General features: G+C 70.9%; 24 protein-coding genes and 1 tRNA gene. 11 read left to right on the top strand and 14 right to left on the bottom strand.

Annotated elements, in window-relative coordinates; genetic code table 11:
• Positions 1-10 precede the first annotated feature (10 nt).
• Genes E4V99_RS06220 through E4V99_RS06245 form a run of 6 tightly spaced genes read right to left on the bottom strand, consistent with a single transcriptional unit; the run spans position 11 to position 6630 of the window.
• Entirely contained in the window at positions 11-940 is a 930-nt protein-coding gene (locus tag E4V99_RS06220; protein WP_167758085.1) for a sugar ABC transporter substrate-binding protein, read from the bottom strand.
• Between the two features lie 40 nt (positions 941-980).
• Positions 981-2474: an FGGY family carbohydrate kinase gene (locus E4V99_RS06225; protein WP_135116710.1), complete on the bottom strand. Its 1494-nt coding sequence runs from the start codon at positions 2472-2474 to the stop codon at positions 981-983.
• A 1-nt stretch (position 2475) separates the two neighbouring features.
• On the bottom strand, positions 2476-3459 hold the full coding sequence (locus E4V99_RS06230; protein WP_135062430.1) for an ABC transporter permease: 984 nt from the start codon (positions 3457-3459) through the stop codon (positions 2476-2478).
• Positions 3456-4961, bottom strand: a complete 1506-nt coding sequence (locus tag E4V99_RS06235; protein WP_135116711.1) for a sugar ABC transporter ATP-binding protein — start codon at positions 4959-4961, stop codon at positions 3456-3458. The genes E4V99_RS06230 and E4V99_RS06235 overlap by 4 nt, the downstream gene beginning before the upstream one ends.
• Before the next feature lie 23 nt (positions 4962-4984).
• Positions 4985-5827, bottom strand: coding sequence for a GntR family transcriptional regulator (locus E4V99_RS06240; RefSeq protein ID WP_135116712.1), 843 nt, complete (start codon positions 5825-5827; stop codon positions 4985-4987).
• A complete protein-coding gene (locus E4V99_RS06245; RefSeq protein WP_135116713.1) occupies positions 5824-6630 on the bottom strand; it encodes a tryptophan synthase subunit alpha in 807 nt (268 codons plus the stop codon). Before E4V99_RS06245 ends, E4V99_RS06240 begins: the two co-directional genes overlap by 4 nt.
• A gap of 218 nt (positions 6631-6848) precedes the next feature.
• On the opposite strand from E4V99_RS06245, the gene nucS reads away from it, so the two are divergent.
• The 3 genes from nucS to E4V99_RS06260 are packed head-to-tail and all read left to right on the top strand — an operon-like array spanning position 6849 to position 10384.
• Positions 6849-7544 (top strand): endonuclease NucS, encoded by a 696-nt coding sequence (gene nucS / locus E4V99_RS06250; RefSeq protein WP_135062422.1) that lies wholly within the window; start codon positions 6849-6851, stop codon positions 7542-7544.
• Between the two features lie 57 nt (positions 7545-7601).
• Positions 7602-8285, top strand: coding sequence for an HAD hydrolase-like protein (locus tag E4V99_RS06255; RefSeq protein WP_135116714.1), 684 nt, complete (start codon positions 7602-7604; stop codon positions 8283-8285).
• A 38-nt stretch (positions 8286-8323) separates the two neighbouring features.
• Positions 8324-10384 carry a DUF2156 domain-containing protein gene (locus E4V99_RS06260; protein WP_135116715.1) on the top strand — a complete coding sequence of 687 codons (2061 nt, stop codon included), beginning with the start codon at positions 8324-8326 and terminating at the stop codon, positions 10382-10384.
• Between the two features lie 34 nt (positions 10385-10418).
• Here E4V99_RS06260 and E4V99_RS06265 read toward each other — a convergent pair whose 3' ends face one another.
• A complete protein-coding gene (locus E4V99_RS06265) occupies positions 10419-10625 on the bottom strand; it encodes a cold-shock protein (RefSeq protein ID WP_135062416.1) in 207 nt (68 codons plus the stop codon).
• Positions 10626-10921: 296 nt separating this feature from the next.
• Here E4V99_RS06265 and E4V99_RS06270 point away from each other — a divergent pair, with 296 nt between their 5' ends.
• The gene (locus E4V99_RS06270; RefSeq protein WP_135116716.1) at positions 10922-11371 is read left to right on the top strand and encodes a GNAT family N-acetyltransferase; all 450 of its coding nucleotides are present in this window, start codon (positions 10922-10924) and stop codon (positions 11369-11371) included.
• 16 nt (positions 11372-11387) lie between these two features.
• Here E4V99_RS06270 and E4V99_RS06275 read toward each other — a convergent pair whose 3' ends face one another.
• The 4 genes from E4V99_RS06275 to E4V99_RS06290 form a co-directional block, all read right to left on the bottom strand.
• Complete coding sequence (locus tag E4V99_RS06275; protein WP_135116717.1) at positions 11388-11651, bottom strand: hypothetical protein; 264 nt, start codon at positions 11649-11651, stop codon at positions 11388-11390.
• An 82-nt stretch (positions 11652-11733) separates the two neighbouring features.
• Positions 11734-12333 carry a hypothetical protein gene (locus E4V99_RS06280; protein WP_135062410.1) on the bottom strand — a complete coding sequence of 200 codons (600 nt, stop codon included), beginning with the start codon at positions 12331-12333 and terminating at the stop codon, positions 11734-11736.
• Between the two features lie 123 nt (positions 12334-12456).
• On the bottom strand, positions 12457-13104 hold the full coding sequence (locus tag E4V99_RS06285; RefSeq protein WP_135116718.1) for a hypothetical protein: 648 nt from the start codon (positions 13102-13104) through the stop codon (positions 12457-12459).
• 208 nt (positions 13105-13312) lie between these two features.
• Positions 13313-13396 (bottom strand) — tRNA-Leu (locus E4V99_RS06290).
• 407 nt (positions 13397-13803) lie between these two features.
• On the opposite strand from E4V99_RS06290, the gene E4V99_RS06295 reads away from it, so the two are divergent.
• From E4V99_RS06295 to pknB, 7 genes are read left to right on the top strand one after another with little or no spacing between them, the layout of a single operon-like run.
• Complete coding sequence (locus E4V99_RS06295) at positions 13804-14544, top strand: DUF3662 and FHA domain-containing protein (protein ID WP_135062406.1); 741 nt, start codon at positions 13804-13806, stop codon at positions 14542-14544.
• On the top strand, positions 14541-15080 hold the full coding sequence (locus E4V99_RS06300; protein WP_135062404.1) for an FHA domain-containing protein: 540 nt from the start codon (positions 14541-14543) through the stop codon (positions 15078-15080). Before E4V99_RS06295 ends, E4V99_RS06300 begins: the two co-directional genes overlap by 4 nt.
• Positions 15081-15094: 14 nt before the next feature.
• A complete protein-coding gene (locus E4V99_RS06305) occupies positions 15095-16333 on the top strand; it encodes a PP2C family serine/threonine-protein phosphatase (protein WP_135062402.1) in 1239 nt (412 codons plus the stop codon).
• Positions 16333-17745: an FtsW/RodA/SpoVE family cell cycle protein gene (locus E4V99_RS06310; RefSeq protein WP_135116719.1), complete on the top strand. Its 1413-nt coding sequence runs from the start codon at positions 16333-16335 to the stop codon at positions 17743-17745. Before E4V99_RS06305 ends, E4V99_RS06310 begins: the two co-directional genes overlap by 1 nt.
• The gene (locus tag E4V99_RS06315) at positions 17742-19196 is read left to right on the top strand and encodes a penicillin-binding transpeptidase domain-containing protein (protein WP_135062398.1); all 1455 of its coding nucleotides are present in this window, start codon (positions 17742-17744) and stop codon (positions 19194-19196) included. The genes E4V99_RS06310 and E4V99_RS06315 overlap by 4 nt, the downstream gene beginning before the upstream one ends.
• Positions 19193-20938 carry a serine/threonine-protein kinase gene (locus tag E4V99_RS06320; protein WP_135062396.1) on the top strand — a complete coding sequence of 582 codons (1746 nt, stop codon included), beginning with the start codon at positions 19193-19195 and terminating at the stop codon, positions 20936-20938. The genes E4V99_RS06315 and E4V99_RS06320 overlap by 4 nt, the downstream gene beginning before the upstream one ends.
• A 35-nt stretch (positions 20939-20973) precedes the next feature.
• Entirely contained in the window at positions 20974-22674 is a 1701-nt protein-coding gene (gene pknB / locus E4V99_RS06325) for a Stk1 family PASTA domain-containing Ser/Thr kinase (RefSeq protein ID WP_135062394.1), read from the top strand.
• Here pknB and E4V99_RS06330 read toward each other — a convergent pair.
• From E4V99_RS06330 to E4V99_RS06335, 3 genes are read right to left on the bottom strand one after another with little or no spacing between them, the layout of a single operon-like run.
• On the bottom strand, positions 22652-23311 hold the full coding sequence (locus tag E4V99_RS06330; protein ID WP_135062392.1) for a gamma-glutamyl-gamma-aminobutyrate hydrolase family protein: 660 nt from the start codon (positions 23309-23311) through the stop codon (positions 22652-22654). The genes pknB and E4V99_RS06330 overlap by 23 nt on opposite strands.
• The gene (locus tag E4V99_RS18440) at positions 23308-23463 is read right to left on the bottom strand and encodes a hypothetical protein (RefSeq protein WP_167758086.1); all 156 of its coding nucleotides are present in this window, start codon (positions 23461-23463) and stop codon (positions 23308-23310) included. The genes E4V99_RS06330 and E4V99_RS18440 overlap by 4 nt, the downstream gene beginning before the upstream one ends.
• The gene (locus E4V99_RS06335; RefSeq protein WP_135117233.1) at positions 23463-24254 is read right to left on the bottom strand and encodes a class E sortase; all 792 of its coding nucleotides are present in this window, start codon (positions 24252-24254) and stop codon (positions 23463-23465) included. The genes E4V99_RS18440 and E4V99_RS06335 overlap by 1 nt, the downstream gene beginning before the upstream one ends.
• Positions 24255-24298 lie beyond the last annotated feature (44 nt).

Below are 24298 nucleotides of genomic sequence, written 5' to 3' on the forward strand. Positions count from 1 at the left end.
GGTGCTGCCGTCAGGGCTGGGTGACCAGCGTCCCCGGCAGCTCGTACTGACCCTGTTCCGGCTCGGTGCCCTCCTCGACGAAGTCGCCGATGAGGTCTGCCACCTGGAGGACGATCGCGGCCCAGTCCTGCTTGACGGTCGCCACGAACGGTCCGCCCTTCTCGATCTCGGCGAGCGCGAAGTCCTGACCGTCGACCCCGACCACCGGGATGTCGCTGACCCCGGCCGCCTGCAGCGCCTGCACGGCGCCGAGGGCCGGCTCGTCCCAGCCGCCCCAGATGCCGGTGACGTCGCCGCCGCGGGCGGAAATGACGTCCTGGACCGAGGTGCGGGCGTCATCCACGGGACCGGGCACGTTGACGTGCTTCTCCTCGACGATCTCGATGCCGGCGGCTTCGAACGCCTCGCGGGCACCCTCCGCCCGCGCGCGCACGCCGGGGTGCGGGTCGTGGGTGAGCATGACCACCGACCCCGAGCCGCCCATCGCCTCGATGAGGGCGCCGGCGCTCTGCTGACCGAGGTCGACGTTGTCGCTCGTGACGTTGGCCGCGATGCCGTCGGCGGCGCCCGCGTCGATCGCGAACACCGGGATGTCCGCATCGGCGGCAGCCTTCAGCCCGAGCGAGATCTGCGTCGGGTCGCCGGTGCCGAGAACGATGGCGTCGGGCTGCTGGGCGGCAGCATCCTGGAACGCGCTGTTGAGCTTGTTCATGTCGCCGGCGGTGTCCACGACGGACACGGTCCAGCCGCGCTCCTCGCCCTCGGCGGTGAAGAGGTCGATGGCCTCCTTGGTGGCGGCATTGGCGAGGTAGGGGGTGACGACCGTGACGGTGACTCCGTCGCCGCCGTCGCCGGCCTCCGCACCACCGGCGCACGCGGTCAGTCCGAGCCCGGCGACGGCGGTCACGGTCAGAGCCGCGAGGGTTCTGTTCAACTTCATTGTCTTCCCTTTCATGGATGAGGACGGTGTGCGAGTGGGATCACTCGTCGTACGGCGCCTGCGGCGGCATGCCGGCCAGCGCGTGGAAGGTTCCGGCCAGAGCCGGATAGAGCTCACGGTGGGTGGCCAGCAGACGCGCGTAGGCACTGCGCGCCGGGCCGGGGTGCGTCTCCTCCGCCTCGGCTCCGGGTCCCAGCAGCGGACGGATGCCGCCGCCCAGGCCCGCCGCGTCGGCGGCCGCGCGCGCCGCCGACACGCAACCGGGGTCCTCCGCGTCGCCCGTGACGATCGTCGCGTCGAAGACGTCGGCGAGGATCTGCCGCCACGCGGGCGAGGAGGCCGCGCCGCCGACGGCGGGGATGCGGGTCTGGCGAATCTGCATCGCCTCGGCCGCGTGCCGCAGGCCCATCGCGACACCCGTGAGGACGGCGAGGTAGTGGTCGACGGCGTCCGTGGCATCGGTGACGCCCACGAACGCACCGCGGAAGTGCCCGTCGCGCACAGGCGTGCGCTCTCCGGCCAGTCCCGGCAGGCACAGCGGCCGGGCGGAGAGGTCGCCGACGCGCTCCGCGACGGCAGCCTCCACGTCGGCGAAGTCGCTGCGCGGGAAGAACGTGCGCCGCGCCCACGCGGCAGCCGATCCGGCCGACTGCACCGCGCCGATGCGCAGGCGATGGTTCCACCCGGGCAGGACGAGGGAGTGGATGGGCGAGGGCTCGGCCGGCGCACCCGCGGTCACGCCCGCCAGCCAGCCGGTGGTGCCGAGGTACAGGTAGGCGTCGCCGGGTGCGGAACCGACGAGCCCGTCGGTGGCCGAGCCGGCATCGCCGGGAGCGACCACGACGGGGATGCCCGCGCGGACGCCGAGTTCGGCCGCCGCCGTCGGCGACACGGTCCCCGCCGACGCGTCGCCGGGGACCGCCCCCACGAGGACGGGGAAGCGGTCGGCGGGTGCGCCGGCGGCCGAGATCGCGTCGACCAGCCACGTGCGCGCGTCGATGTCGAGCAGGCCCGTCGTGGACGCGGTCGTCACGTCGCACGTGGCCCGGCCGCCCGCGCGCCAGGCCAGGTAGCCGGCCGCACCGAAGAACAGCTGCGTCGCCTCGGCCAGCACGCGCGGTTCGTGCTCGGCGAGCCACGCGAGCTTCGCGGCGACGTTCGTGAGGTCCTGATGGTTGCCGGTGCGCCGCTCCCACTCCGGGATGCTCGCGCGCAGCCGGTCATGCTGCGCGCCGGCGCGCGTGTCGGAGTACAGCAGCGCGGGGCGCAGCGACCGGCCGCCGGCGCCGACCACGATGAGGTCCTGCATCTGCCCGGTGACGCCCAGGGCGTCGATGCGGTCGGCCACCCCGGTGTCGGCGAGCGCACGGCACGCCGCATCCCACCAGTCCTCCGGCCGCTGCTCGACGATGCCGCCGGGGCCATGGACGGTGTCGTACGACGCGGTGGCCCGCGCGATCACCGTCCCCTCGGACGTCAGCACGGCGAGCTTGACGCTCGACGTGCCGATATCCAGGCCCGCGATGAGGGTCATGTCAGCGCCGCTTCCTGCTGAGACGGCTCAGGCTCACGGCCAGGACGATGATCACGCCGGTGAGCACCTGCTGCACGTAGCTGTTGACCTGCAGGATGTTCAGGCCGTTGTTGAGCACGCCGACGATGCCCAGGCCCACGACGGTCCCGCCGACGGTGGGCTGGCCCGCCCGCGACAGGGTGATGCCCAGGAAGACGGCGGCGATCGAGGACAGCATGAGCGGGTCGGCCGCCGTGGGGTGACCCGACGCGAGCCGCGCGGTGAGCACGATGCCCGCGAGGGCCGCGCCGAAGCCCGCCACGACGAAGGCGGAGAAGCGCACGAGCTTGGTGTTCACGCCCGACAGGCGTGCCGCCTCCGCGTTGCCGCCCACGGCGTACCAGCTGCGCCCGAGGACGGTCTTCGACAGCGCGAACCACACCAGCAGCACCAGGATGATCGCGACGATGACGGGAACGGGGACCGGGCCCACGCGGCCCTGGCCGAGCCACACGAAGCCCTCGGGGAGGCCGAAGACGGTGGCGCCGTTGGACAGCAGCAGCGCCAGGCCCGTGAAGGAGGTCATCGTCGCGAGGGTCGCGATGAACGCCGAGAGGCCGAGGTAGGCCACCAGGAATCCGTTGATCGCACCGGCGGCGAGCCCCGTGAGCAGGCCGAGCCCGACGGCCAGCAGCGGATCCATCCCGCCCACCAGGAGCTGCGCCGTGATGACGCCGACGAGGCTCGCGAGCGATCCGACCGACAGGTCGAAGTCGCCCACGACCATGACGACCGTCTGCACGGCGGCGATCATGGCGAGGATCGCGAGCTGCTCGAGGATGTTGGTGAAGTTCACCGGGGTGAGGAACACCTGCGGCTTGAGCACCGCGAACAGCACGATGAGGGCGAGCAGGCCGAGCAGGGTCCCGTAGGAGGCCAGGCGCGCCGGCAGCGCTGCACCGCGCGTGCCGGCGGCGGGCGCCTGCGGAGTGGTCGTGGACATCATTCGGACTTCCTGTAGCAGAGGTGGAGGATGGATTCTTCGGTGGATGCGGCGGGGTCGGCGACGCCGGTGAGCCGGCCCTCGTGCAGCACGGCGATCTCGTCGGCCAGCCCCAGCAGCTCGGGGATCTCGCTGGAGACGACCACGACGGCGACGCCCTCGTCCGCCAGGCGCCGGATGAGCTGGTAGATCTCCGCCTTCGTGCCGATGTCGATGCCGCGCGTCGGCTCGTCCAGGAGCAGCACGCGGGGCCGCCGCTGGAGGTATTTGGCGAGGACGACCTTCTGCTGGTTGCCGCCGGACAGCTCCTCCACCGGCTGGCCCACCGATGTCGTCTTGATCTGCAGGTCGGTGCGGCCGCGCTCGGCCGCTTCTCGCTCGCGCCGGGCGGATGCCACGCCCGCCACGCTCAGTGCCCGCAGGTTGCCGAGGGCGATGTTGGCCTGGATCGAGTGCGTCATGACGAGCCCCTGGCTGCGGCGCTCCTCCGGGACGTAGGCGATGCCCGCATCCATCGACCGCGCCAGTCCCAGGCGGGTCACGTCGTCGCCGTCCAGGAGCACGCGTCCGGTCTGCGCGCGCTCGGCACCGGCGATGATCTTCAGCAGCTCGCTGCGCCCGGCCCCGGCCAGGCCCGCGATGCCGAGCACGCGGCCGGAGCGCGCCTGCAGGCTGACCCCGCGGAGGGTGTGGCCGCCGAGGTCGTCCACCGCGAGCAGCACCGGACCGGCGGTACCGGCCCGGGCGGGGTAGACCTGGCCGTGCTCGCGCCCGATCATGGCCGACACCACGTCGTCGGTGTGGGTCTGGGCGATCGGCTTGGTCCACACGTGCCGGCCGTTGCGCATCACGGTGGCGGTGTCGGCGAGGGCGAACACCTCCTCGAGGCGGTGCGAGACGTAGAGGATGGCCGTCCCGGCGTCGCGGAGGGCACGGAGCACGACGAACAGCTGCTCGGTCTCGGTGTCGGTGAGCGCCGCGGTCGGCTCGTCCAGGATCAGCACGCGCGCATCCCGCGCGAGCGCCCGGGCGAGGGCGATCATGGTCTGCTGCACCGCGGACAGCTCCCCCACCGGCACGTTCAGCGGCAGCGCCTGGCCGAGGCGTTCCAGGAGCGCACGGGCGTCGCGGTCGAGCCTGCGGCGGTCGACGATCCCGGGGATGCCGCGTCGGCGCGTGCCGAGGAAGATGTTCTCCGCCGCCCCCAGGGTCGGCACGAGCGTGAGCTCCTGTGGCAGGGCGACGACCCCGCGCGCCTGTCCGTCGCGCACCGAGCGCAGGGCGGCCGGTACCCCGTCGAGAACGACCTCGCCGCCGCTCGGGGCGATCACGCCGGCGAGCATCCTGATGAGTGTGGACTTCCCTGCGCCGTTCTCGCCGAGGAGCGCGTGGATGCTGCCGGCGTGGAACTCCAGCGACAGGTCCGAGACGACGCGGACGGGGCCGTAGTCCTTGCTGAGGCCGCGCGTGGCGAGCACGGGTGCGGCCGTGAGGGTGGTGGTCATGCTCTTCCTGTTCCCGGCGGTCGTCAGCGACCGCCGCGTACGAACGGCGTGGATTCGTCGGCGATGATGGGGGCGTCGCTGGAGAGCACGAGCTCCAGGCCCGGCTCGTCGGCGCGGCGCTCGGCGGAGACCACCACGCTGTCGCCGGCGGTGAGGGCGCGGTCATCCACCACCGCGACCCCGTCTGCGCTCAGCGTCAGGCGGGCCGACAGCAGCGCCGCCTCCCCTTCCGCGCGGTGCAGCAGGCCGGCCGACTCGGCGTCGAGGTTCGTCGCCTGCACGGTCTCGGTCGCGCGGTCGATGCGGATGCCGAGGTCGGTGGAGAGCACGTCGTACAGCGAGCGCGTCTCCAGCGTCGCCACCTCGATCCCCGCGGCGACGGCGGGCGAGAGCAGCGAGGTCTGGAGGATGAGGGGCTCGCCATCGACGTAACGCAGCCGCACGAGCTCGAACGCCTCCCGCGTGGGCAGCGCCATCCGCCGCTGTTCCAGGGGCGACACCTCGATCGCGGCGTACCCGAGCACCTCGGTGCGCAGCGTCCGCCCGGACGCGGCGATCTGAGCCGCGAAGCTCGCCAGCGGGCCCATCTCCAGGCGATACGGGCGGCTGCGCACGTACGTGCCCTTGCCCTGCTCGGTGCTGAGCAGGCCCTGGTCGGTGAGGGTCTGCACGGCCTGACGCACGGTCATGACCGTGACACCGAAGCTTTCGGCCAGTTCCTTCTGGGAGGGCAGGGTCTCGCCGGCGGTGAGCTCCTCCTCGGTGATCGCCAGCGCCACGGCCCGGGCGATCGCGAGGTACTTGGGCAGGCCGTCGTTGCGGCTGAAGGAGATCCGCTGCGGGCTCCACGGGGTCCGCTCGGTCATGCGCGCACCTCGTCCCGGCGCACGAGGATGGGCGCGACCTCGTCGACGATCGCCGCCACCTCCTCCGGACCCTCGTTGGCGGCGGCGACCAGGCGCGTGCCGATGATCGCGCCGTCCGCGCCGGCGACCATGAGCCGCTGCACCTCCTCGTAGCCACGCACGCCGAAGCCGACGCACACCCCGTACGGGCGCGGGCCGAAGGCCTCGGCGAGCTCACCGAGGCGCTCGGCGGCCTTGGCCGCATTGAAGCGGCCGCCGGTCTGGCCCTCGGCGGACTGCAGGTAGATGAAGGGGTCGGGGAACACCCCCGACGACAGCAGCGCGAGGTCCTCCTGCAGGTGCAGGAAGACCACCGGCTCGATGCCCCGCTCACGCGCCAGGGCGCCGATCCGGAGCTGCTCGGCGACCGGATGCTGCGGCAGCAGCACGCCGTCGATGTCGGCGGCGGCGAGCGCGTCGAGGAACTCCTCGGCGGGGAGGCGCTCCAGCGTGCGGGCGTACGCGAGGGCGATGATCGAATCCCCCGGGTCGCGGCGGCTGGAGGCGGCCAGCTCGAGCGCCTCCGCGATCGAGCCGAGGTGGTGCGAGGCCTGCAGGGCGGCGGCCTGGATGAGGGGTCCGTCCAGCGCGGGTGCCGGCCCGGGCATGCTCACTTCCAGCGCGTCCAACCCGGCCTCGAACGCGGCACCGGCGGCCCGGCGGAAGCGGTCGGGGTCGGGATAGCCGGCGGGCAGGAAGCCCATCAGCATGCCGCGGCGCTCGGCGCGTGCCTGCGCCAGCCGGTGTCTCAGGCGGTTGGCCACGGATGCTCCTCATCGAACTCTTCTAGATGACTAGAACACAGTAGGGGTCTGTCCCGTCGCGCAGCAAACCGGCGGCGCCGCTCCGCCTCCGGCCCCTGCCTCGGCCTCCGCCTTCAACCAGCGCGCCGCGAAAGTGCATCAACCCGGCGAGAGTGCACCGGATCCGGTGCACTCTCGCCGAGGTGATGCACTCTCGGCGCGGCGGTTAGGCTCGACGGGTGCGTCTCGTCATCGCCCGCTGCTCCGTCCACTACACCGGACGGCTCAACGCGCACCTGCCCCTGGCCACCCGCCTGCTCGTGCACAAGGGCGACGGCAGCCTCCTCGTGCACTCCGACGGCGGATCGTACAAGCCGCTGAACTGGATGAGCCCGCCCTGCACGCTCACGGCCGAGGAGCCGGATGCGGCCGACCTCGAGGACGGCGTCACCCAGCGCTGGCGCGTCACCCACGCCAAGTCCGGCGATGCGCTGCTCGTGCGCATCCACGAGATCCTGCACGACACCTCGCACGACCTCGGCGTGGACCCCGGCCTGGTCAAGGACGGCGTGGAGGCTGACCTGCAGCGCCTGCTCGCCGAACAGGTCGCCCTCGTCGGCGACGGCCTGACCCTCGTGCGCCGCGAGTACCCGACCGCCATCGGCCCGGTCGACCTCCTGCTGCGCGACCCGGCCGGGGGGACCATCGCCGTGGAGGTCAAGCGCCGCGGCGACATCGACGGCGTCGAGCAGCTCACGCGCTACCTCGAGCTGCTCGGACGCGATCCGCACCTCGCCCCCGTCACCGGCGTCTTCGCCGCTCAGGAGATCAAGCCGCAGGCCCGCGTGCTGGCCACCGACCGCGGCATCCGCTGTCTCACGCTCGACTACGCCGAGATGAAGGGGATCGAATCCGGCGCCCCCCGCCTGTTCTGACCTGCCGCCGGTCACCCCAGGACGCCGGCACCCGCGACCGCCGATAGCGTGGAGGGCATGCCCACGCGCTCACCCTGGTCGTGCATCCTCTGGGATGTGGACGGCACCATCGTCGACGCCTCGGAGGGAATCCTCCGGCGCCTGACCACCACCCTCGAGCACTTCGGGCTGCAGCCGCCCACGCGCGGCGAGCTGGCGCACTGGATCGGACCGCCGATGTTCGAGTCGTTCCAGACGAACGTCGGGATGACCCCGGAGCAGTCCACCGAGGCGGTGACGTTCTACCGCGGACTGAACAAAGCAGAGGGATACACCTCCAGCGCCAAGCTCTTCCCCGGCGTGGCGGACGTGATCGCCGCGCTGGGCGCCGCCGGCGTCCCGCAGGCCACGGCCAGCTCCAAGCCCGAGGTGCAGGTCTCCGCCCTCATGGACCACTTCGGACTCACGCAGTACTTCACCGCCGTGGTGGGTGCCACACCGGATGAGCGCACACTGAGCGCGAAATCCGACATCGTCGCCGAGGCGCTGCGGCGCCTGTCCGCGGCCGGCGTGGACATCAGCCGGCCCGTCCTCGTCGGCGACCGCCACCACGACGTCGAAGGCGCCGCCGAGCACGGCGTACCCGTCATCTTCGTCCGCTGGGGATTCAGCTGGCCGCACGAGGCCGACGGCGCCCAGGCCGCGGTCGACGACGCCGACGAACTGGCCCAGCTGCTCCTGCTTCCCGACTCCCCCGCATAGCCGGGTCCGCTCGTCCGCCCCGGCCGTAGGGTGGGCGCATGGGCGAGCAGCCGAAGTGGGCCGGCCGCATCCGGCATCTCGCCGGGCGCATCCCCGCCACGCTCGCGCTCGTGGCCGTCGTCACCGCCGGCGGCGTCGTGACGCAGGGGCTGTGGTCGCCCCTCATCGACTCCCCGCTGTGGGAGAGCATCGCCTACGGCGTGCCCGCTCTGGAGGCGGGCCGGTGGTGGACGCCGCTGACGGGCTCGTTCTTCCTCGCCCGCCCGTGGGTGTACGCCGTCGCCCTCACCGGATTCGCGGGCATGGCGTATCTGGAGTACCGGCGCGGATCGCGGGTCGCGCTGACCTACTTCGTGGTCGGCCAGCTGTTCGCGGTCCTCGGCACCATGCTGCTCCTGTGGCTGTGTGCGATGCTGACGTGGCCGTGGGCGCAGGAGCAGGCGGCCGCCCTGGATGCGGGGCCCTCGGGTGGCACGATGGCCTGCATCGCCGCGGCGGTCAGCCTGTTCGCCCCGCCGTGGCGCCTGCGCGCGTGGGTCGCCCTGGTGGCGATCGTCCTCCTCATGGTGCTGTTCTCCGGCTCGCTCGCCGATCTCGAGCATCTCCTCGGCGTGGCCCTCGTCCTGGCCGTGGACCGGTCGCTGCGTCCCCAGCGGGTGACCGTGCGCGAGCAGCGCCTCATCGCCTTCGTCCTCATGCTGGGTCTGGGCGCGATCCAGATCGTGACGCTCCTCGTTCCCACCGACGGCCCCTTCGGCCGCACGGCGCCCCTCGCGACCTCATGGGTGGATGTCGTCGTCGACGTCGTGGTGGTCGTCGTGGTGGCCCACGGGATGCGGCGGGGCCGGCGCTGGGCGTGGGTGGTCAGCGTCGTGCTGACCTCCGTCAACGTGCTGTTCGGGGCGGCGCTGATGATCCTGATCTCCGCCCTCGGCGTCGACAGGGTGGAAGCGGCGATCGACTCGGACGTGAGCGTGGCGCTGGCGACCTCGGTGCTGGCAGCGGTGACGCTCGGCTATCTCGTCGAGGTCCGCGGCGCGTTCCGCGCGCGGCGCAGGGCGCACATCGGCCAGGGTGCGCGTCCGACCACCGACGAGGTCAAGGACGAGATCCGCCGCCACGGCGGCGGGACGCTGTCGTGGATGACGACGTGGGACGGCAACCAGTACGCCCGGGCCGCGGGCGGGATCGTGGCGTATCAGCGCAGGGCAGGAGTCGCGCTGGCTCTGGCGGATCCGGTCGGGCCCGCCGCATCCCGTGCCGACGCGGTGACGGTGTTCATCCGCGACGCCGAGCGCGCGGGGCTCGTCCCATGCTTCTTCAGTGCCGGAGAGGCCACGCACGCCGCCGTGCCGCGGGGGTGGCGGAGCTTCGTCGTGGCCGACGATGCGATCGTCGACCTGCCCGGCCTCCGGTTCCGGGGCAAGGCATGGGGCGATGTGCGGACGGCGCTCAACCGTGCGGGGCGGGAGGGGATGCAGTTCCGGATGACGCGGCTGCGCGACGAGCCGTGGGGCATCCAGCAGCAGCTGCGGGCCATCTCGGAGAGCTGGGTGGCCGAGAAGGGGCTGCCCGAGATGGGATTCACCCTGGGGACGCTGCAGGAGGCGGCCGACCCGGAGGTGCGCGTCGCTCTCGCCGTTTCGGCGGTGGGCGATGTCGACGGCTTCCTCTCCTGGTTGCCGGTGTACGGCGAGGGGCGCGTGCGCGGCTGGACGCTCGACCTCATGCGCCGTCGCCAGGGCGGATTCGGCCCGGTGATGGAGTACCTCATCGGCTCGTCCGCCGCCCTGTTCGCGGAGGAGGGGGCGGAGATCATGTCGCTGTCGGGGGCGCCGCTCACGCATCCGCCCGGTTCCGGCGCGATCGCGGAGGTGACCACGTGGGTCGCGGGTCTGATCGAGCCGGTGTACGGCTTCGCGTCGCTGCACCGCTTCAAGCAGAAGTTCCAGCCGCGCTACGAGCAGATGTATCTGCTCTATCGGGACGAGGCCGACCTCACCCGCATCGCCGCGGCGCTCACGCGCGCGTATCTGCCCACCGCGACGCTGCGGCAGTTCGCCGACGCCGGGCGCGAGCTCGTGCGTGGCGCACACTGAACCCGACCACCCGTAACGGCGGCCGCTTCAGCGATCAGATCGGGCGGATGTTCTCCGCCTGCAGGCCCTTGGGGCCCTGTGCGATCTCGAATTCGACGCGCTGATTCTCCTCGAGCGAGCGGTATCCCGACGCCTCGATCGCCGTGTAGTGGGCGAACACATCCGCGCCGCCCTCATCGGGCGCGATGAAACCGAACCCCTTCTCCGAGTTGAACCACTTGACCGTGCCCTGGGTGCTCATTGCATGCCGTTCTGTTCTTTCCGGCGCCCTCATGCGCCGTGGGTCTCCCACGCTAACGCTCGCGGGCGCCCGCGTCACGGGGTGGTGACAGAAACGTTGCACGCGGGCGGAGGCGGCGAAGCCGTTAACCATACGACGCCCGGGCCGAGCCAGAAGCTCAAAGCCCGGGCGTCGACGGATCCCCCCGGATAGGCCGCGCAGAGCGCGGCTGCCCTCACTCTACTGACATCACCCCGGCCAACGCGATAGCCGGAGGCAAACTCGTGTCGACGTCTTTGTCTTCGTAGGGTGTCGGCGTGGCCCACATCGATCTGCGCGACCTCGACGACGACGATCTGGACGCCGTGGGCGCAGTTCTGATCGATCCGGACGAGGTCGCTCCTGCCGGTGTGGGCGCCGCCGATCGGGACGAGATCGACGAGTGGGTGGCCCGGCAGCGGCAGGATCCGGACGCCTGGATCAAGGTCGTGACCGACAGTGGCGCCTTCGCCGGAGCAGCGGCCGCGTACACCGTCGACGGCGAGCGCGAAGTGGCGTGGTGGATCGCCCCGCACGCGCGCGGGCGAGAAGTGGGCGGCCATACCGTACGTCTGCTCGCAACCCTGGAGCCGGAGCGGCCGCTGTACGCGCGGGTGTCCGCATCCGAGGCGCCGCCGGAGGCGATGCTCGAGCGGATCGGGTTCACCCCGGCGACGCCATCCGCCGACGGCGCCCTCCGCTACGTCCTGCCGCCGACGCTCGAGTAGGCCTCACCGACCGGGGTCAGTGGCCCGGCGACTTCGTCTCATCCGCCGGCGGCAGGCGCAGCGGGTCGGGTCGGAATGACTCGTCGATCTGGGAGGACTGGGCCGGCTCCCTGTGCGGGTGCGTCGCGGCCGAGCGTCCGAGGTAGGCATCGGAGTAGGGGTCGGACGCGACGAGGTCCGCCTCCGACGGCCGACGACGCCCGCGGATCGACAGCGCACTGATCGCAGCCAGCCACGCGACCCCGCCCACGACGTATCCCCACAGCGGAACCCGCCACACGAACGCGATCGACGCCCAGTAGGCGGCGAAACCACCCCACGACGACGCCGATCGCGACCCGCCGCCACGTGGTTGCCATGATTCACGGTACGGCCTGGTGAAGTGCGGCGGAGATCCTCGCCGCGACCTCATCCACGTACTTGTTGGACGGGCCCGACAGCGAACGGAAACCAGTCCGGGCGAGTTCCAACTCGATGACCGAACCATCGGGTGAGCGAAGGGTCAGCGAGGGCAGGGCGATCAACGGCGACAGGAAATGCTCGCGCTGCACCGTCACGGCACCCGGAATGGTGACGGACTCGGGAGGCCCACCATCGGCAGTCCGGATCTCGGGGGTCCCGTTCGTCATCTGTATCCAACCTTCGCCGATACGGTGTTCGCGGCCCGTTGACGCGTCGAACGCGTATCCCCGGGTGAACAGACAGACGACCTGAGCGCCGCGGGCATCGGCTTGCCGTGCAAGACCGCGGTGGCTGGTCGCCATCATCAGGGCGAGAGCGGCCGGCAGCGGAATCGCCAATCCTACCCATCCGACGACAGCCCCCGGAGAAGCCCCTAGGCGTGCGTTCACGATGGCCCCGGCGACGGACACGCCGACGATTATCGCAGCCACGAACGCGGCCGTTCCGATTTTCCCCCGCGCGCGGGAAAGCTGCAGAGGCGGGGTGGAATCATCAGTCATGGCACAACTGCTCTCGACGATGACGAAGCACCGACCGGCAGGTCGATGTCCCGTCGATGATGCCGTAGAGGGGAGCGGTTTGTCACTGTCGGCGGCCTTCAGGAACGCCGTAGCGTTGCAGTATCAACGCGAGAAGCCGTCGGCGGGGCGGGATGACGGCAGAGCGTCGATCCGGTCGGCCAGCGCACGCAGACGGCTTCTGCCGTAGGGGAACATGCTGCGGATCCCGTACCGGGTCGGGACGGCCTCGAGCACGCTTCCGTCCGAGAACCACACCGCCAGCTGCGTGTCCGTCAGCACACCGCCCAGCACATGCACCTCGGCGACGCCGGTGAGGTCGCCGGCTGGCACGACTCGCACCTCGCCCGCGTCGCGGATCCAGACCTTCAGAGAGTCCTCTCCCAGCCACAACCATCCGCCGCTGGCGCGGTGATCGAGCTGCGCGATCAGATTCTTCGGCCCCAACTGTTTCGAGATCGCGGCAGCCGACAGAAGATAAACCCTTCCGCCGTCTCGTTCCACCTGCGCTTCGGCTGCATCCTTCAGCCCGCGGTGGCGGAGGACGACCACCGAGAGAACGATCGCCACGATCAGGAATCCGAACGGGAGCATGATCCACCGCGGTTGGGCCGGTTCACCGGCTGCTAGGGGCGCAAACGCGATGCCGAACGAAAGGAAACCGGTGATCACGAACCCACACACGTAAAGGGCGCCCATGAACCGGAACTGCGGCGGCAGGACCGACGCCACGGCTCTGACGGACTGGGGCATCGACTCTCCCGGAAGTTCAAACCAACGACTTGCGCGGCGAGCTCGCCCGCAAGTGCATTATGTTGCGAACGCAACTTCCCATGCCGGAACGGTCCACCAGCGCGGAAGCGGAAACAAAAGAACCCGGCCGGAGCATCTCGCTCTCGCCGGGTCTTTCTCTGTATGTCGAAGCACATGGGCCCTGTATTTCACATACAAGGCCCCGCTGTGCGCGAGGGGGGAGTTGAACCCCCACGCCCTTTCGGGCACTGGCACCTGAAGCCAGCGCGTCTGCCTATTCCGCCACTCGCGCGAGGCGCGGAACGGATCCCGCGCACTCAACTTCCCGAGGATATCACGGCCCACGCCCGCCACCGCAAAGCGCTCCCCCGGTCCACCGTTCAGAACTCAGGAGATCGCGCCACATCCGCCCCCCATAACCCCGGAAAACGTCAGATCCTCCTGAGTTCTGAACGGGGCAGCCCGCGCAAGAGGAGCGAGGCCAACGGCCAGCCGGCGGAAGCGGGTCCGGCGGCACCACCGTTCAGAACTCAGGAGATTCCGCCACATCCGACCCCCACCACCCCGGAAACCCCCGGATTCTCCTGAGTTCTGAACGGCGAAGCGGATGCGGCGGGCGAGCCGGAGAGCGGCGTCCATGGCCTCCCCAGCCGCCCTGACTACGATGTACCCACCGGTCTGCCTGCCTGAAGGAGTCTCGTGGGACTACTCGACAGTTTCGAGAAGGGTCTCGAACGCGCTGTCAACAGCGCCTTCGCGAAGACCTTCCGCAGCGGCATCCAGCCCGTGGAGATCGCTTCCGCCCTGCGCAGCGAACTCGACAAGAAGGCCGCGGTGGTCAGCCGCGACCGCATCCTGGCCCCCAACACCTTCACGGTGCGCCTCTCCCCCACCGACGACGAACGGATGGCGCAGCTCGGCGCCGCGCTCGGCGATGAGCTCGACACCCTCGTGAAAGCGCACGCCCGCACGCAGGGCTATTCGTTCGCCGGGCCGGTGGGCATCTCCCTCACGCGAGACGAGTCGCTCTCCACCGGCACGCTCCGCGTGGACTCGGAAACGGCCGCCGGCACGGTGTCGTGGCGCGGGGTGGTGGACATCGACGGGCAGCGGCATCCGCTCGTGAAGGCACGCACCGTGATCGGGCGCGGCAGCGACGCCGACATCACGATCCCGGATGCGGGCACCAGCCGCCGGCACGTGGAGATCCTGTGGGACGGCGAGCGCGCCATGGTGCGCGACCTGAAGTCCACCAACGGCACGCAGCTGAACGGCCAGAAGATCTCCGAAGCCCCGCTGCCCCCCGATTCCACCGTCACGATCGGCCGCACCGACATCGTCTTCCGCGTGGTCCCGCAGGCGGCGCCGGCCCGTCCGCGCAGCGCCGACGCGGACGCGACGCGTGCGTTCGGCCTGCCCGAGAGGGGTCCCTCCGCGTGAGCGAACTCACCCTCCTGCTGCTGCGCATCGGATTCCTGCTGCTGCTGTGGTTCTTCGTCTTCGCCGTCGTCTACTCGCTGCGCGCCGATCTGTTCGGCGTCAAGGTGCGGAAACTCCCCGAGCCCGCCCCGGCAGCGGCAGCGGCCGCCACCGCGGGGCCGGCGGGCGTCACCGAGCCGGTGGGACGTCCCGCGCCGGCCTCGAAGGCGAGGGATGCTGCGCCCGGGGGTGCCGCGACGACCAGCACCGTCTCCCGCATCGTCATCACGAGCGGACCGAAGGCCGGTGTCGAGCTGCCCCTGGGCAACGAGCCGCTCACGATCGGCCGGTCCAGCGAGTCGGCCCTCGTCATCCGCGACGACTACACCTCCAGCCACCACGCGCGCCTCGTGCTGTGGGGCGACAAGTGGATGATCCAGGACCTGGATTCCACCAACGGCACGTTCCATGACGGCACCCGCGTGGCCGCTCCCGTCCCGGTGAAGATCGGTGCGCCCATCAAGGTCGGCGCGACGACCTTCGAGCTGCGGAAGTAAGCACCGGATCCTCCATGGTCTTCCAGGGCTCGAGCGCCGCCATCTCACACACCGGCAAGGTGCGCTCCAACAACCAGGACTCCGGCTACGCCGGGTCGAACCTGTTCGTCGTGGCCGACGGCATGGGCGGCCACGCGGGCGGAGATGTCGCCTCGAGCCTCGCGATCGCCCGGCTCGCGCTCCTCGACCAGCCGTTCTCCTCCACCGCCGAAGCAGAGCTGGCGTTGCGCGACTCGATCGCCGACACCGCGACCGAGCTGATCGAGACCGTCGGCCGCCGCCCTGAGCTGGCCGGTATGGGCACGACCGTCAGCGCGCTGGTCATGGTCGACGACTACGCCGTCATCGCCCACATCGGCGACTCCCGCATCTACCTCTACCGCGAGGGCGCGCTCACTCAGATCACGACCGACCACACGTTCGTCCAGCGCCTCGTGGACTCCGGCCGCATCACGCCCGAGGAGGCGCGCTACCACCCGCGCCGCTCGGTGCTCATGCGCGTGCTGGGCGACATGGACCCCGACCCCGAGGTCGACACGTTCATCATGCCGACGCAGCCGGGAGACCGGTGGCTGCTGTGCTCCGACGGTCTGTCGGGAGTGCTGGATGATGCGCACACGGCCAAGGCGCTGAGCCAGGGCCTCGCCCCCGGTCGCACCGCCGACCTGCTGCTCAAGCACGCTCTGGACGGCGGCGCCCCCGACAACGTCACGATCGTGATCGTCGACGTCGGCGGCCAGCATCCGGTGTTCCTGGGCACACCCTCGATCGTCGGCTCGGCGTCGAACCCCATCGGCGTGGAGGTGCCCGCCGCCCGCCCCGGGCGCAGCAGCTGGCTGCACCCGAACCGTCAGGCCGCCAACGAGCCGACGCACTTCGAGCCGGATGCGGAGTTCCTCGAGGAGCTCATCGAGGAGGACCGTCGACGGGCGCGGCGGCGCCGCATCGGGTGGATCGTCGGATTCGTCCTGGTGCTGGCCGCCATCGCCGCCGCACTGGCCGTCGGCTACAACTGGACGCAGACCCGCTACTACATCGGCGCCGACGACGACACCGTGGTCGTGTACCGCGGCGTCCAGCAGTCGATCGGCCCCATCCCCCTGTCCACCCCGCACGAAGACACCGGCATCGCCCTGGCGGATCTGCCCGACTTCGAACGCGCCACCGTCGAGCGCACGATCTCGGCGCGCTCACTGTCCGACGCGGAGCTGATCGTGGATCGCCTGCGCGAGATGGCGGGAGCGGAGAACTGATGGCCGCCGGCACGCCTCTTGCCCGCCCGTCCGCTCCGGCCGACGGCGTGAGCACCGATACCGCCGTCGTGCGGGCGCTCAAGCTCCTGCGCGTCCCGCAGACCCAGCGCAACCGCGAGCTGGCGCTGCTGCTGTTCGCCCTCGTGCTCAACCTCGCCGCCGTGACGCTGGTCGATCTGGGCACCGGCCGCACGCCCGGCACCGATGTCGCCCTGTACGGCGCGCTCCCCGCCGCCCTCGCCCTCGCACTGCACGTCGTCCTGCGGCTGCGCGCGCGCGACGCCGACCCGTTCGTGCTCCCGATCGCGACGCTCCTGACGGGCCTGGGGATCGCCGAGATCTACCGCATCGACATCGCGCGCGACCACCTGGGGTGGGGTGCCTCGTCGACGCGGCAGCTCGCGTGGTCGGCGCTCGCGATCGGCGGCGCGCTGGCCCTGGTCCTGCTGCTGCGCAACTACCGCGTGCTGTTCCGCTACACCTACCTGTTCGGCCTGGCCGGCGTCCTGCTGCTTCTGCTGCCCTTCGTCCCGGGTCTGGGCACCAACCAGAACGCCGACGTGTGGGTCTCGGTCGGCGGGTTGTTCCAGTTCCAGCCCGGCGAGCTGGCGAAGATCTCCCTGGCGGTCTTCTTCGCCGGGTACCTCGTCCGCACGCGCGAGAGCCTCACCTCCGTCGGCACGCGGTTCCTGTGGATGACGTGGCCGCGCGCGCGGGAGCTCGGCCCGCTGCTGGTCATCTGGCTGATCTCGCTCGGCATCATCGTGCTCCAGCGCGACCTCGGTACCGGACTGCTGCTGTTCGGCATGTTCGTCGCGATGCTGTACGTGGCCACCGGCAAGACGAGCTGGGTGCTCATCGGCGTCGTCCTCGCCGGCGGCGGCGCGTTCCTGGCCTCACGCGTGCTGCCCTACGTGGGCGCGCGCTTCTCGAACTGGCTGGATGCGTTCAACCCCGACCTCATCAACGGCAGCAGCTACCAGCTCGTGCAGGGCATCTTCGGCCTCGCTCAGGGCGGACTGATCGGCACGGGCCTGGGTCAGGGGCGGCCGTACCTGACGCCGCTGTCGCAGAGCGACTACATCCTGCCGAGCCTCGGCGAAGAGCTGGGGCTCGTGGGGGTCTTCGCGATCCTGTGCCTGTACATGGTGTTCGCCAGCCGCGGCGTGCGGATCGGCCTGGCCGGACAGGACGACTTCGGCAAGCTCCTGGCCACGGGGCTGTCGTTCACGATCGCGCTGCAGGTGTTCATCATGGTCGGCGGCGTCACGCGGCTGATCCCCCTGACCGGCCTGACCACACCGTTCCTCACCGCGGGAGGATCCTCGCTCATCTCCAACTGGCTCATCGTCGCGCTCCTCCTGCGCATCTCCGACGCCGTGCGCAGCCGACCCCGGGTGGTGATCGGATGACCAAGGAACTCCGCCGCCTCAGCATCCTCATGCTGGTGATGTTCCTCGCCCTGTTCGGGTCGACCAGCGTCATCCAGGTCGTGCAGGCCGACGACCTGGCCCGCAACCCGGCCAACACCCGGGCACTGTACGACTCCTATGAGATCCAGCGCGGATCGATCATCGCCGGCGGCACGGCCATCGCATCGTCCGTGCCCTCCGACGACGTCTACAGCTGGCAGCGCGTGTATGTCGATGCCGACATGTGGGCCCCCGTGACCGGATACATCAACCCTGTGCTGGGCTCTGCACGCGGGCTCGAGCAGGCCATGACGCAGGCCCTCAGCGGCACCGCGGACTCGCAGTTCCTCTCCCGGCTCGACCGGATCGTGACCGGTCAGCCGCCGCGCGGATCCAACGTGGAGACCTCCCTGGACCCTGTGGTCCAGCGCGCCGCCTTCGACGCCCTTGCCGGGCTGCAGGGTGCCGTCATCGCCATCGAGCCCGACACCGGGCGCGTGCTGGCGATGGCCACGAGCCCCAGCTACGACACGAACGCGCTCGCCTCCCACGACACCGAAGCGGTCGAGGCGGCGTACCAGGCGCTCCTGGACGACCCCGCCGATCCCCTCGCCGACCGCGCGATCGCCGGAGACCTCAACCCGCCGGGTTCGACGTTCAAGCTCGTCGTCGTCTCCGCCGCGCTGGCGTCGGGGGACTACACGCCCGATTCGACGCTGCCCAACCCGGCGCTGTACCAGCTGCCGCAGTCATCCCGCACCGTGCGTAACGCCGGCGGCGGCACGTGCGGTCCGGGCGAAGAGGTCACGATCGCCACCGCCCTGCGCCTCAGCTGCAACATCCCCATGGCCGAGCTGGCGGTGCGCCTGGGGGATGACGCGATCCGCGAGGAGGCGGAGAAGTACGGTTTCAACCGCGCCTTCGAGCTGCCGCTCACCTCGACGCCCTCGTCCTACCCCAGCGGACTGGATGACGCGCAGACCGCGCTGACCGGCTTCGGTCAGGGCCAGGTCATCGCGACGCCGCTGCAGATGGCGATGGTGTCGGCGGGCGTGGCCAACGGCGGGGTCGTGATGAACCCGCGGATGGTGGACGCCGTCATCGGCCCCGATCTGACGGTGCAGGAGACCTTCGACAGCACCGAGTACGGCCGTGCCCTCGAGGAGACGCTCGCGGACGAGCTGGCGGGCATGATGGTCGCCAATGTCCGTGAGGGTGCGGCCTCCGGTGCAAGAATAGACGGGGTCGAGGTGGCCGGTAAGACGGGCACCGCGGAGAACGGCGACCGCCCTTACACGCTCTGGTTCACCGGCTTCGCGCCGGCGGATGACCCGCAGGTCGCCGTGGCGGTTGTGGTCGAAGCCGGCGGAGGACAAGGACAGTCGGGCAGCGGAGACACCATCGCCGCTCCCATCGCGAAGAAGGTCATGGAGGCGGTGCTGGGTAGATGAGACCGACACAGGGTGTGACCTTCGGCGGACGCTACGAACTCGAGTCGCGAGTCGCGATCGGGGGGATGGGCGAGGTCTGGGAGGCGACCGATCACGTCATCGGACGGACGGTCGCGATCAAGATCCTCAAGGACGAGTACATGGGCGATCCGGGCTTCCTGGAGCGCTTCCGCGCCGAGGCCCGCCACGCCGCGCTGGTCAACCACGAGGGCATCGCGAGCGTCTTCGACTACGGCGAGGAGAACGGCAGCGCGTTCCTGGTGATGGAGCTCGTCCCGGGCGAGGCGCTCTCCACGATCCTCGAGCGCGAGGGCACGCTGCCCACCGACAAGACGCTCGACATCGTCGCGCAGACGGCCGCCGCCCTGCAGGCCGCCCATGCCGCCGGTCTCGTCCACCGTGACATCAAGCCGGGCAACCTGCTGATCACGCCCGACGGACGGGTCAAGATCACCGACTTCGGCATTGCGCGCATCGCCGACCAGGTCCCGCTCACCGCGACCGGTCAGGTCATGGGAACGGTGCAGTACCTCTCGCCGGAGCAGGCGTCGGGGCACCCCGCATCGCCGGCCACCGACATCTACTCCCTCGGCATCGTCGCGTACGAATGCCTCGCCGGCAAGCGCCCGTTCACCGGGGAGTCGCAGGTCGCGATCGCGATGGCGCAGATCAACGAGCAGCCGCCACCGCTTCCGCCCACCGTCCCCGAGCCGGTGCAGCGACTGGTCATGGCGATGATCGCCAAGAAGCCGGAGGAGCGGCCCGCCTCGGCCGCCGCCGTCTCCCGCGCGGCGTCGGCGCTGCGCCGAGGCGACCTCACCGCCGCGATCGCGGCCGTCCCCGCGGTCGGCGGGGCTGCCGCTGCCGACGACGTCACCCAGCTGCTCACGGCCGGCGGTGACACCGCGGCCGCCACGCGCCTCCTCCCCTCCCCGACCCTGGCCACCACCACGCCGGCTCCGGAAGAGGATGCGGCGGAGAAGAAGCGCAAGCGCAGCCCGTGGACGTGGCCGCTCATCGCCCTCATCGCCCTGCTCGTGCTCGTGCTCGGCGGCACGCTCATCGCGTTCTTCGTGAACCAGGGCGACCCCGCCCCGGAGAGCTCCACCACCTCGAGCACGCCCCGGACACCGACGCCGAGAGACACGCCCACACCGGAACCCACGACCGCGACCGTGAACCTCGACTCGCTCGGGCTCATCGGCATGAGCTGCGACGCCGCCATCCAGGCCGCCAACGACGCGGGTCTGCGGGCCAGCCGGGCCGACGGCTCCGCGGCGCCCAGCGCGGAACAGGTCGGCACGGTCGAATCCACCGATCCCGCGCGCGGAAACCTCGATGAGGGCCAGGCGCTGACGGTGACGTGCTTCGTGGAGCAGACGCAGATCCCCAGCCCCGGGAACGGGCCCACCGTGACCCCGAACCCCGCGCCCTCGGGCGGGACGGCGACGGTGTCGTGGGACGGGTTCACGTGCCCGAGCGGCACCGGCACCCTGAGCGGCTACACCGTGACCATCACGGGAGCGATCTTCGCCGCCGACGGCACGACCCAGCGCAGCTTCGGCGCCGGTGAGCAGTCCGCCGACATCCAGGTGCCCGCCACCGGGAACATCACCGCCAGCTACGTCGCCCTGTGCAGCGGGCAGGGCGGGCAGCGCGAGTCGGGACCTTCGCCCACGTCGCAGGTCTCGATCGCCGCGGCCCCGACCCCGGACCCTTCGCCGACGACCGACGGGGAATAAACTAGCCTCTTGTTCCACCACCTGGGGAGTGCACCGTGACGACCGAGACACGCGTGCTGTCCGGCCGCTACCGCATCGATGAGCTCATCGGGCGAGGCGGCATGGCCAGCGTGTACCGCGGGTACGACGTCACCCTCGGCCGGGCGGTGGCGATCAAGATCCTCCGACGGGAACTGGCGGAGGATGCTGCGTTCCGCACCCGCTTCCGGCTGGAGGCCCAGGCCGCCTCGCGCATGGCGCACCCGGCGATCGTGCGCGTCTTCGACGCGGGCGAGGATTCCGAGGTCGGCACCGACGGCGCCCAGCACCCGGTGCCCTACATCGTCATGGAGCTCGTCCACGGCAAGCTGCTGAAGGACGTCATCTCCGAGGGTCCGGTCTCCGTCGACGACGCGCGACGCTACGTCGACGGCATCCTGGAGGCGCTGGAGTTCTCCCACCGCGCCGGTGTGGTGCACCGCGACATCAAGCCCGGCAACGTCATGGTCACCGATGCCGGTCAGGTGAAGGTGATGGACTTCGGCATCGCCCGTGCCGTGTCGGATTCCTCCTCGACGGTCGCCGAGACCACGACCATCCTCGGCACGGCGTCGTACTTCTCCCCCGAGCAGGCCAAGGGCGAACCCGTCGACGCCCGCGCCGACCTGTACTCCACCGGCGTCGTGCTCTACGAGCTGCTCACCGGCCGTCCTCCCTTCCGCGGTGAGTCGCCGGTCGCGGTGGCCTACCAGCACGTCAGCGAAGCGCCCGTGCCGCCGTCGGAGATCACCGACACGGTCCCGCGCGCACTGGATGCCGTCGTGCTGCGCGCATTGGCGAAGGATCCGTTCCAGCGGTTCCCGGATGCGGCGAGCTTCCGTGCCGCGCTGGATGCCACCGTCGACGGCAAGGAGCCCAGCAAGAAGCAGCTGGGCGCCCTGACGAGCGAGCTCTACGGACCCAACCCGCGGCACGCGGCGGAGACGGCACGGTCGCTGCGGCAGCTGAGCACCGACACCACCATGCGTCGCACGCAGTCCGGCCCCCCGGTGGCGTGGATCTGGGCCGGAGTCGCCCTGCTGGCCGTGCTCCTGGTCTCGGTGCTGATCTGGACCATGTCGATCCGCCCGGCCACCGAGGTGCCCGGCAACGCGCGCATCGTGCCCGATGTGTCGGATGTCGCGTGGGACCGCGCCGAGGAACTGCTGCTCGCCGAAGACCTCGTGCCGATCCGCGTCGACGAATCCAGCGCGACGGTCGCCGAGGGCAACGTCATCCGCACCGACCCGGCCGCCGGCATCTCGGTGGCGCGGCGGAACGAAGTGACGGTCTACGTCTCCCGCGGCGAGGAGACGGCGACCGTGCCGACCCTCGCCGGGCTCCCCGAGGAGTCGGCCCGGCAGGCGATCACCGACGCCGGCCTGACCGTGGGCGCGATCCGTCAGCGCAACGACCCGAGCGCGGCGGGCGGGACGGTGCTCGAGACGGATCAGCCCGAGGGCGCCACCGTGCCGCTGGGGACCACGGTGAACCTCGTCGTGGCCACCGGCCGCGTCGTGATCGTCGATTACGCCGGCTACACCCTGGACGCCGCGACCCGCGAGCTGCAGAGCCCCGAGATCCAGCTGACCGTCGTCACGGAGGAAGACCCGGCGTGCCCGGCGGCGGCGACCCCGACGGTGTCGCGTCAGTCGATCGGTCCGGGTGAGGTGCCGATCCATTCGGAGATCGTCCTCACGGTGTGCACGGGGCCGTGACCGCCCCTCGCGGGTGCAGCCGGCGCCCGCGTTCCTCGGCTTCGGCGAGGCCTGCCGAGGCCAGCCAATTGCCCAGGAGCCGGTGACCGCCCTCGGTGAGGATGCTCTCGGGATGGAACTGCACGCCCTGGATCGGCGCGCTGCGGTGGGCGACGCCCATGATCACACCCGACTCCGTGACCGCCGTGACCGCCAGTTCCGGCGGCAGCGACTCGGGGACGATCGTGAGGGAGTGGTACCGCGTGGCGACCATGGGGCGGGCAAGGCCCCGGAAGAGGCCGGTGGCGTCGTGTTCGACGAGCGAGGTCAGGCCGTGCATGAGCTCGGGTGCGTGGCCCACGGTGGCGCCGAAGGCGACGCCGATGGCCTGGTGTCCGAGACACACCCCGAGCAGGGGCACATCGCGCTCCGCGGCCGCGCGGACGATGTCGATCGACGCGCCGGCGTGTTCCGGGTCGCCCGGTCCGGGGGAGACGAGCACCGCGTCCGCGTGCGACACGACGGATGCCGCGTCGTGCGGGTCGACTGCGTCGGCCTCGATCAGCTCCACGTCCGCACCCAATTGCCGGATGTAGCCGGCCAGGGTGTGCACGAAGCTGTCATGGTTGTCCACCACGACCACGCGGAAGCCACTCACTGGACGGTGACGTCTTGCGGGTTGACGAACTGGCTCACCCACGGGAACACCCACATGAACAGCCCGTACACGATGGCGGTCGCAAGGATCAGCAGGATCAGCACGCGCACCCACCACGGCCCGGGGAGCACCCGCCACAGTGCGGCGTACATCAGCTCGCCGCCTCGGTCAGCGCGGGCGGCACCGCGTCGCCGGTGCGGGGCATGAAGGATTCGAACAGGCCGTAGCCCACGATCCGCTCCGCCATGGAATTCATCGGACTGCAGCTGGTCAAAGTGATGTACCGCTCTCCCGCCGGGACCTCGGGCCGCTGCGGGACATCCAGCAGCACGTCCACCGCATCGGGTGTGACGTACTCCAGCGTACGGAAGCGGTAGGTGTACCAGCCCTCTTTCGTCTCGACGACGATCGGATCGCCAACACGCAGCTCCGCGATGCGGTTGAACGGCTTGCCGAAAGTCGTCCGGTGCGCGGCGAGGGCGAAGTTGCCGACCTCCCCGGGCATCGCCGTGTCGGGGTAGTGACCGATGCCGATGGGGTCGAGGGTCCGGGGGCGGCTCACACCCCCGGCGATCGGCATGGCGTAGTCCGCGCCGAAGCGCGGGATGTGCATGACTCCGAAGATCTCGGCATCCGCGGGCTGCGGGAGGATCACCGGCTCAACCGCAGCGGGCTCGGTGGGAGCATCCGTCTCCTCGGGCGCCGGCTCGTCGGTGGGAACCACCGGGGCCACCTCCTGCTGCCACTGCTCGGACAGCTCGACGCCGGCCCGGTTCTTCTCCGCCGCGTAGATCACGTCGCCGATCCACAGCTGCCACGCGACGTAGAGGAGCACCACGACACCGATGGTGATGAGCACCTCGCCGAGGATCCCGACGATGGAGACGCGTCGCCGCGGCCGTGCACGTCCTGCACGCCGGGTCACCACCGTCTCGCTCGCCATCACGGTTGCGATCTTAGAGCCGCAGGCTATGCGGCAGCTGCCAG

Origin of the sequence: Microbacterium sp. dk485 (assembly GCF_004570445.1) — a bacterium.
GTDB lineage: Bacteria > Actinomycetota > Actinomycetes > Actinomycetales > Microbacteriaceae > Microbacterium > Microbacterium wangchenii.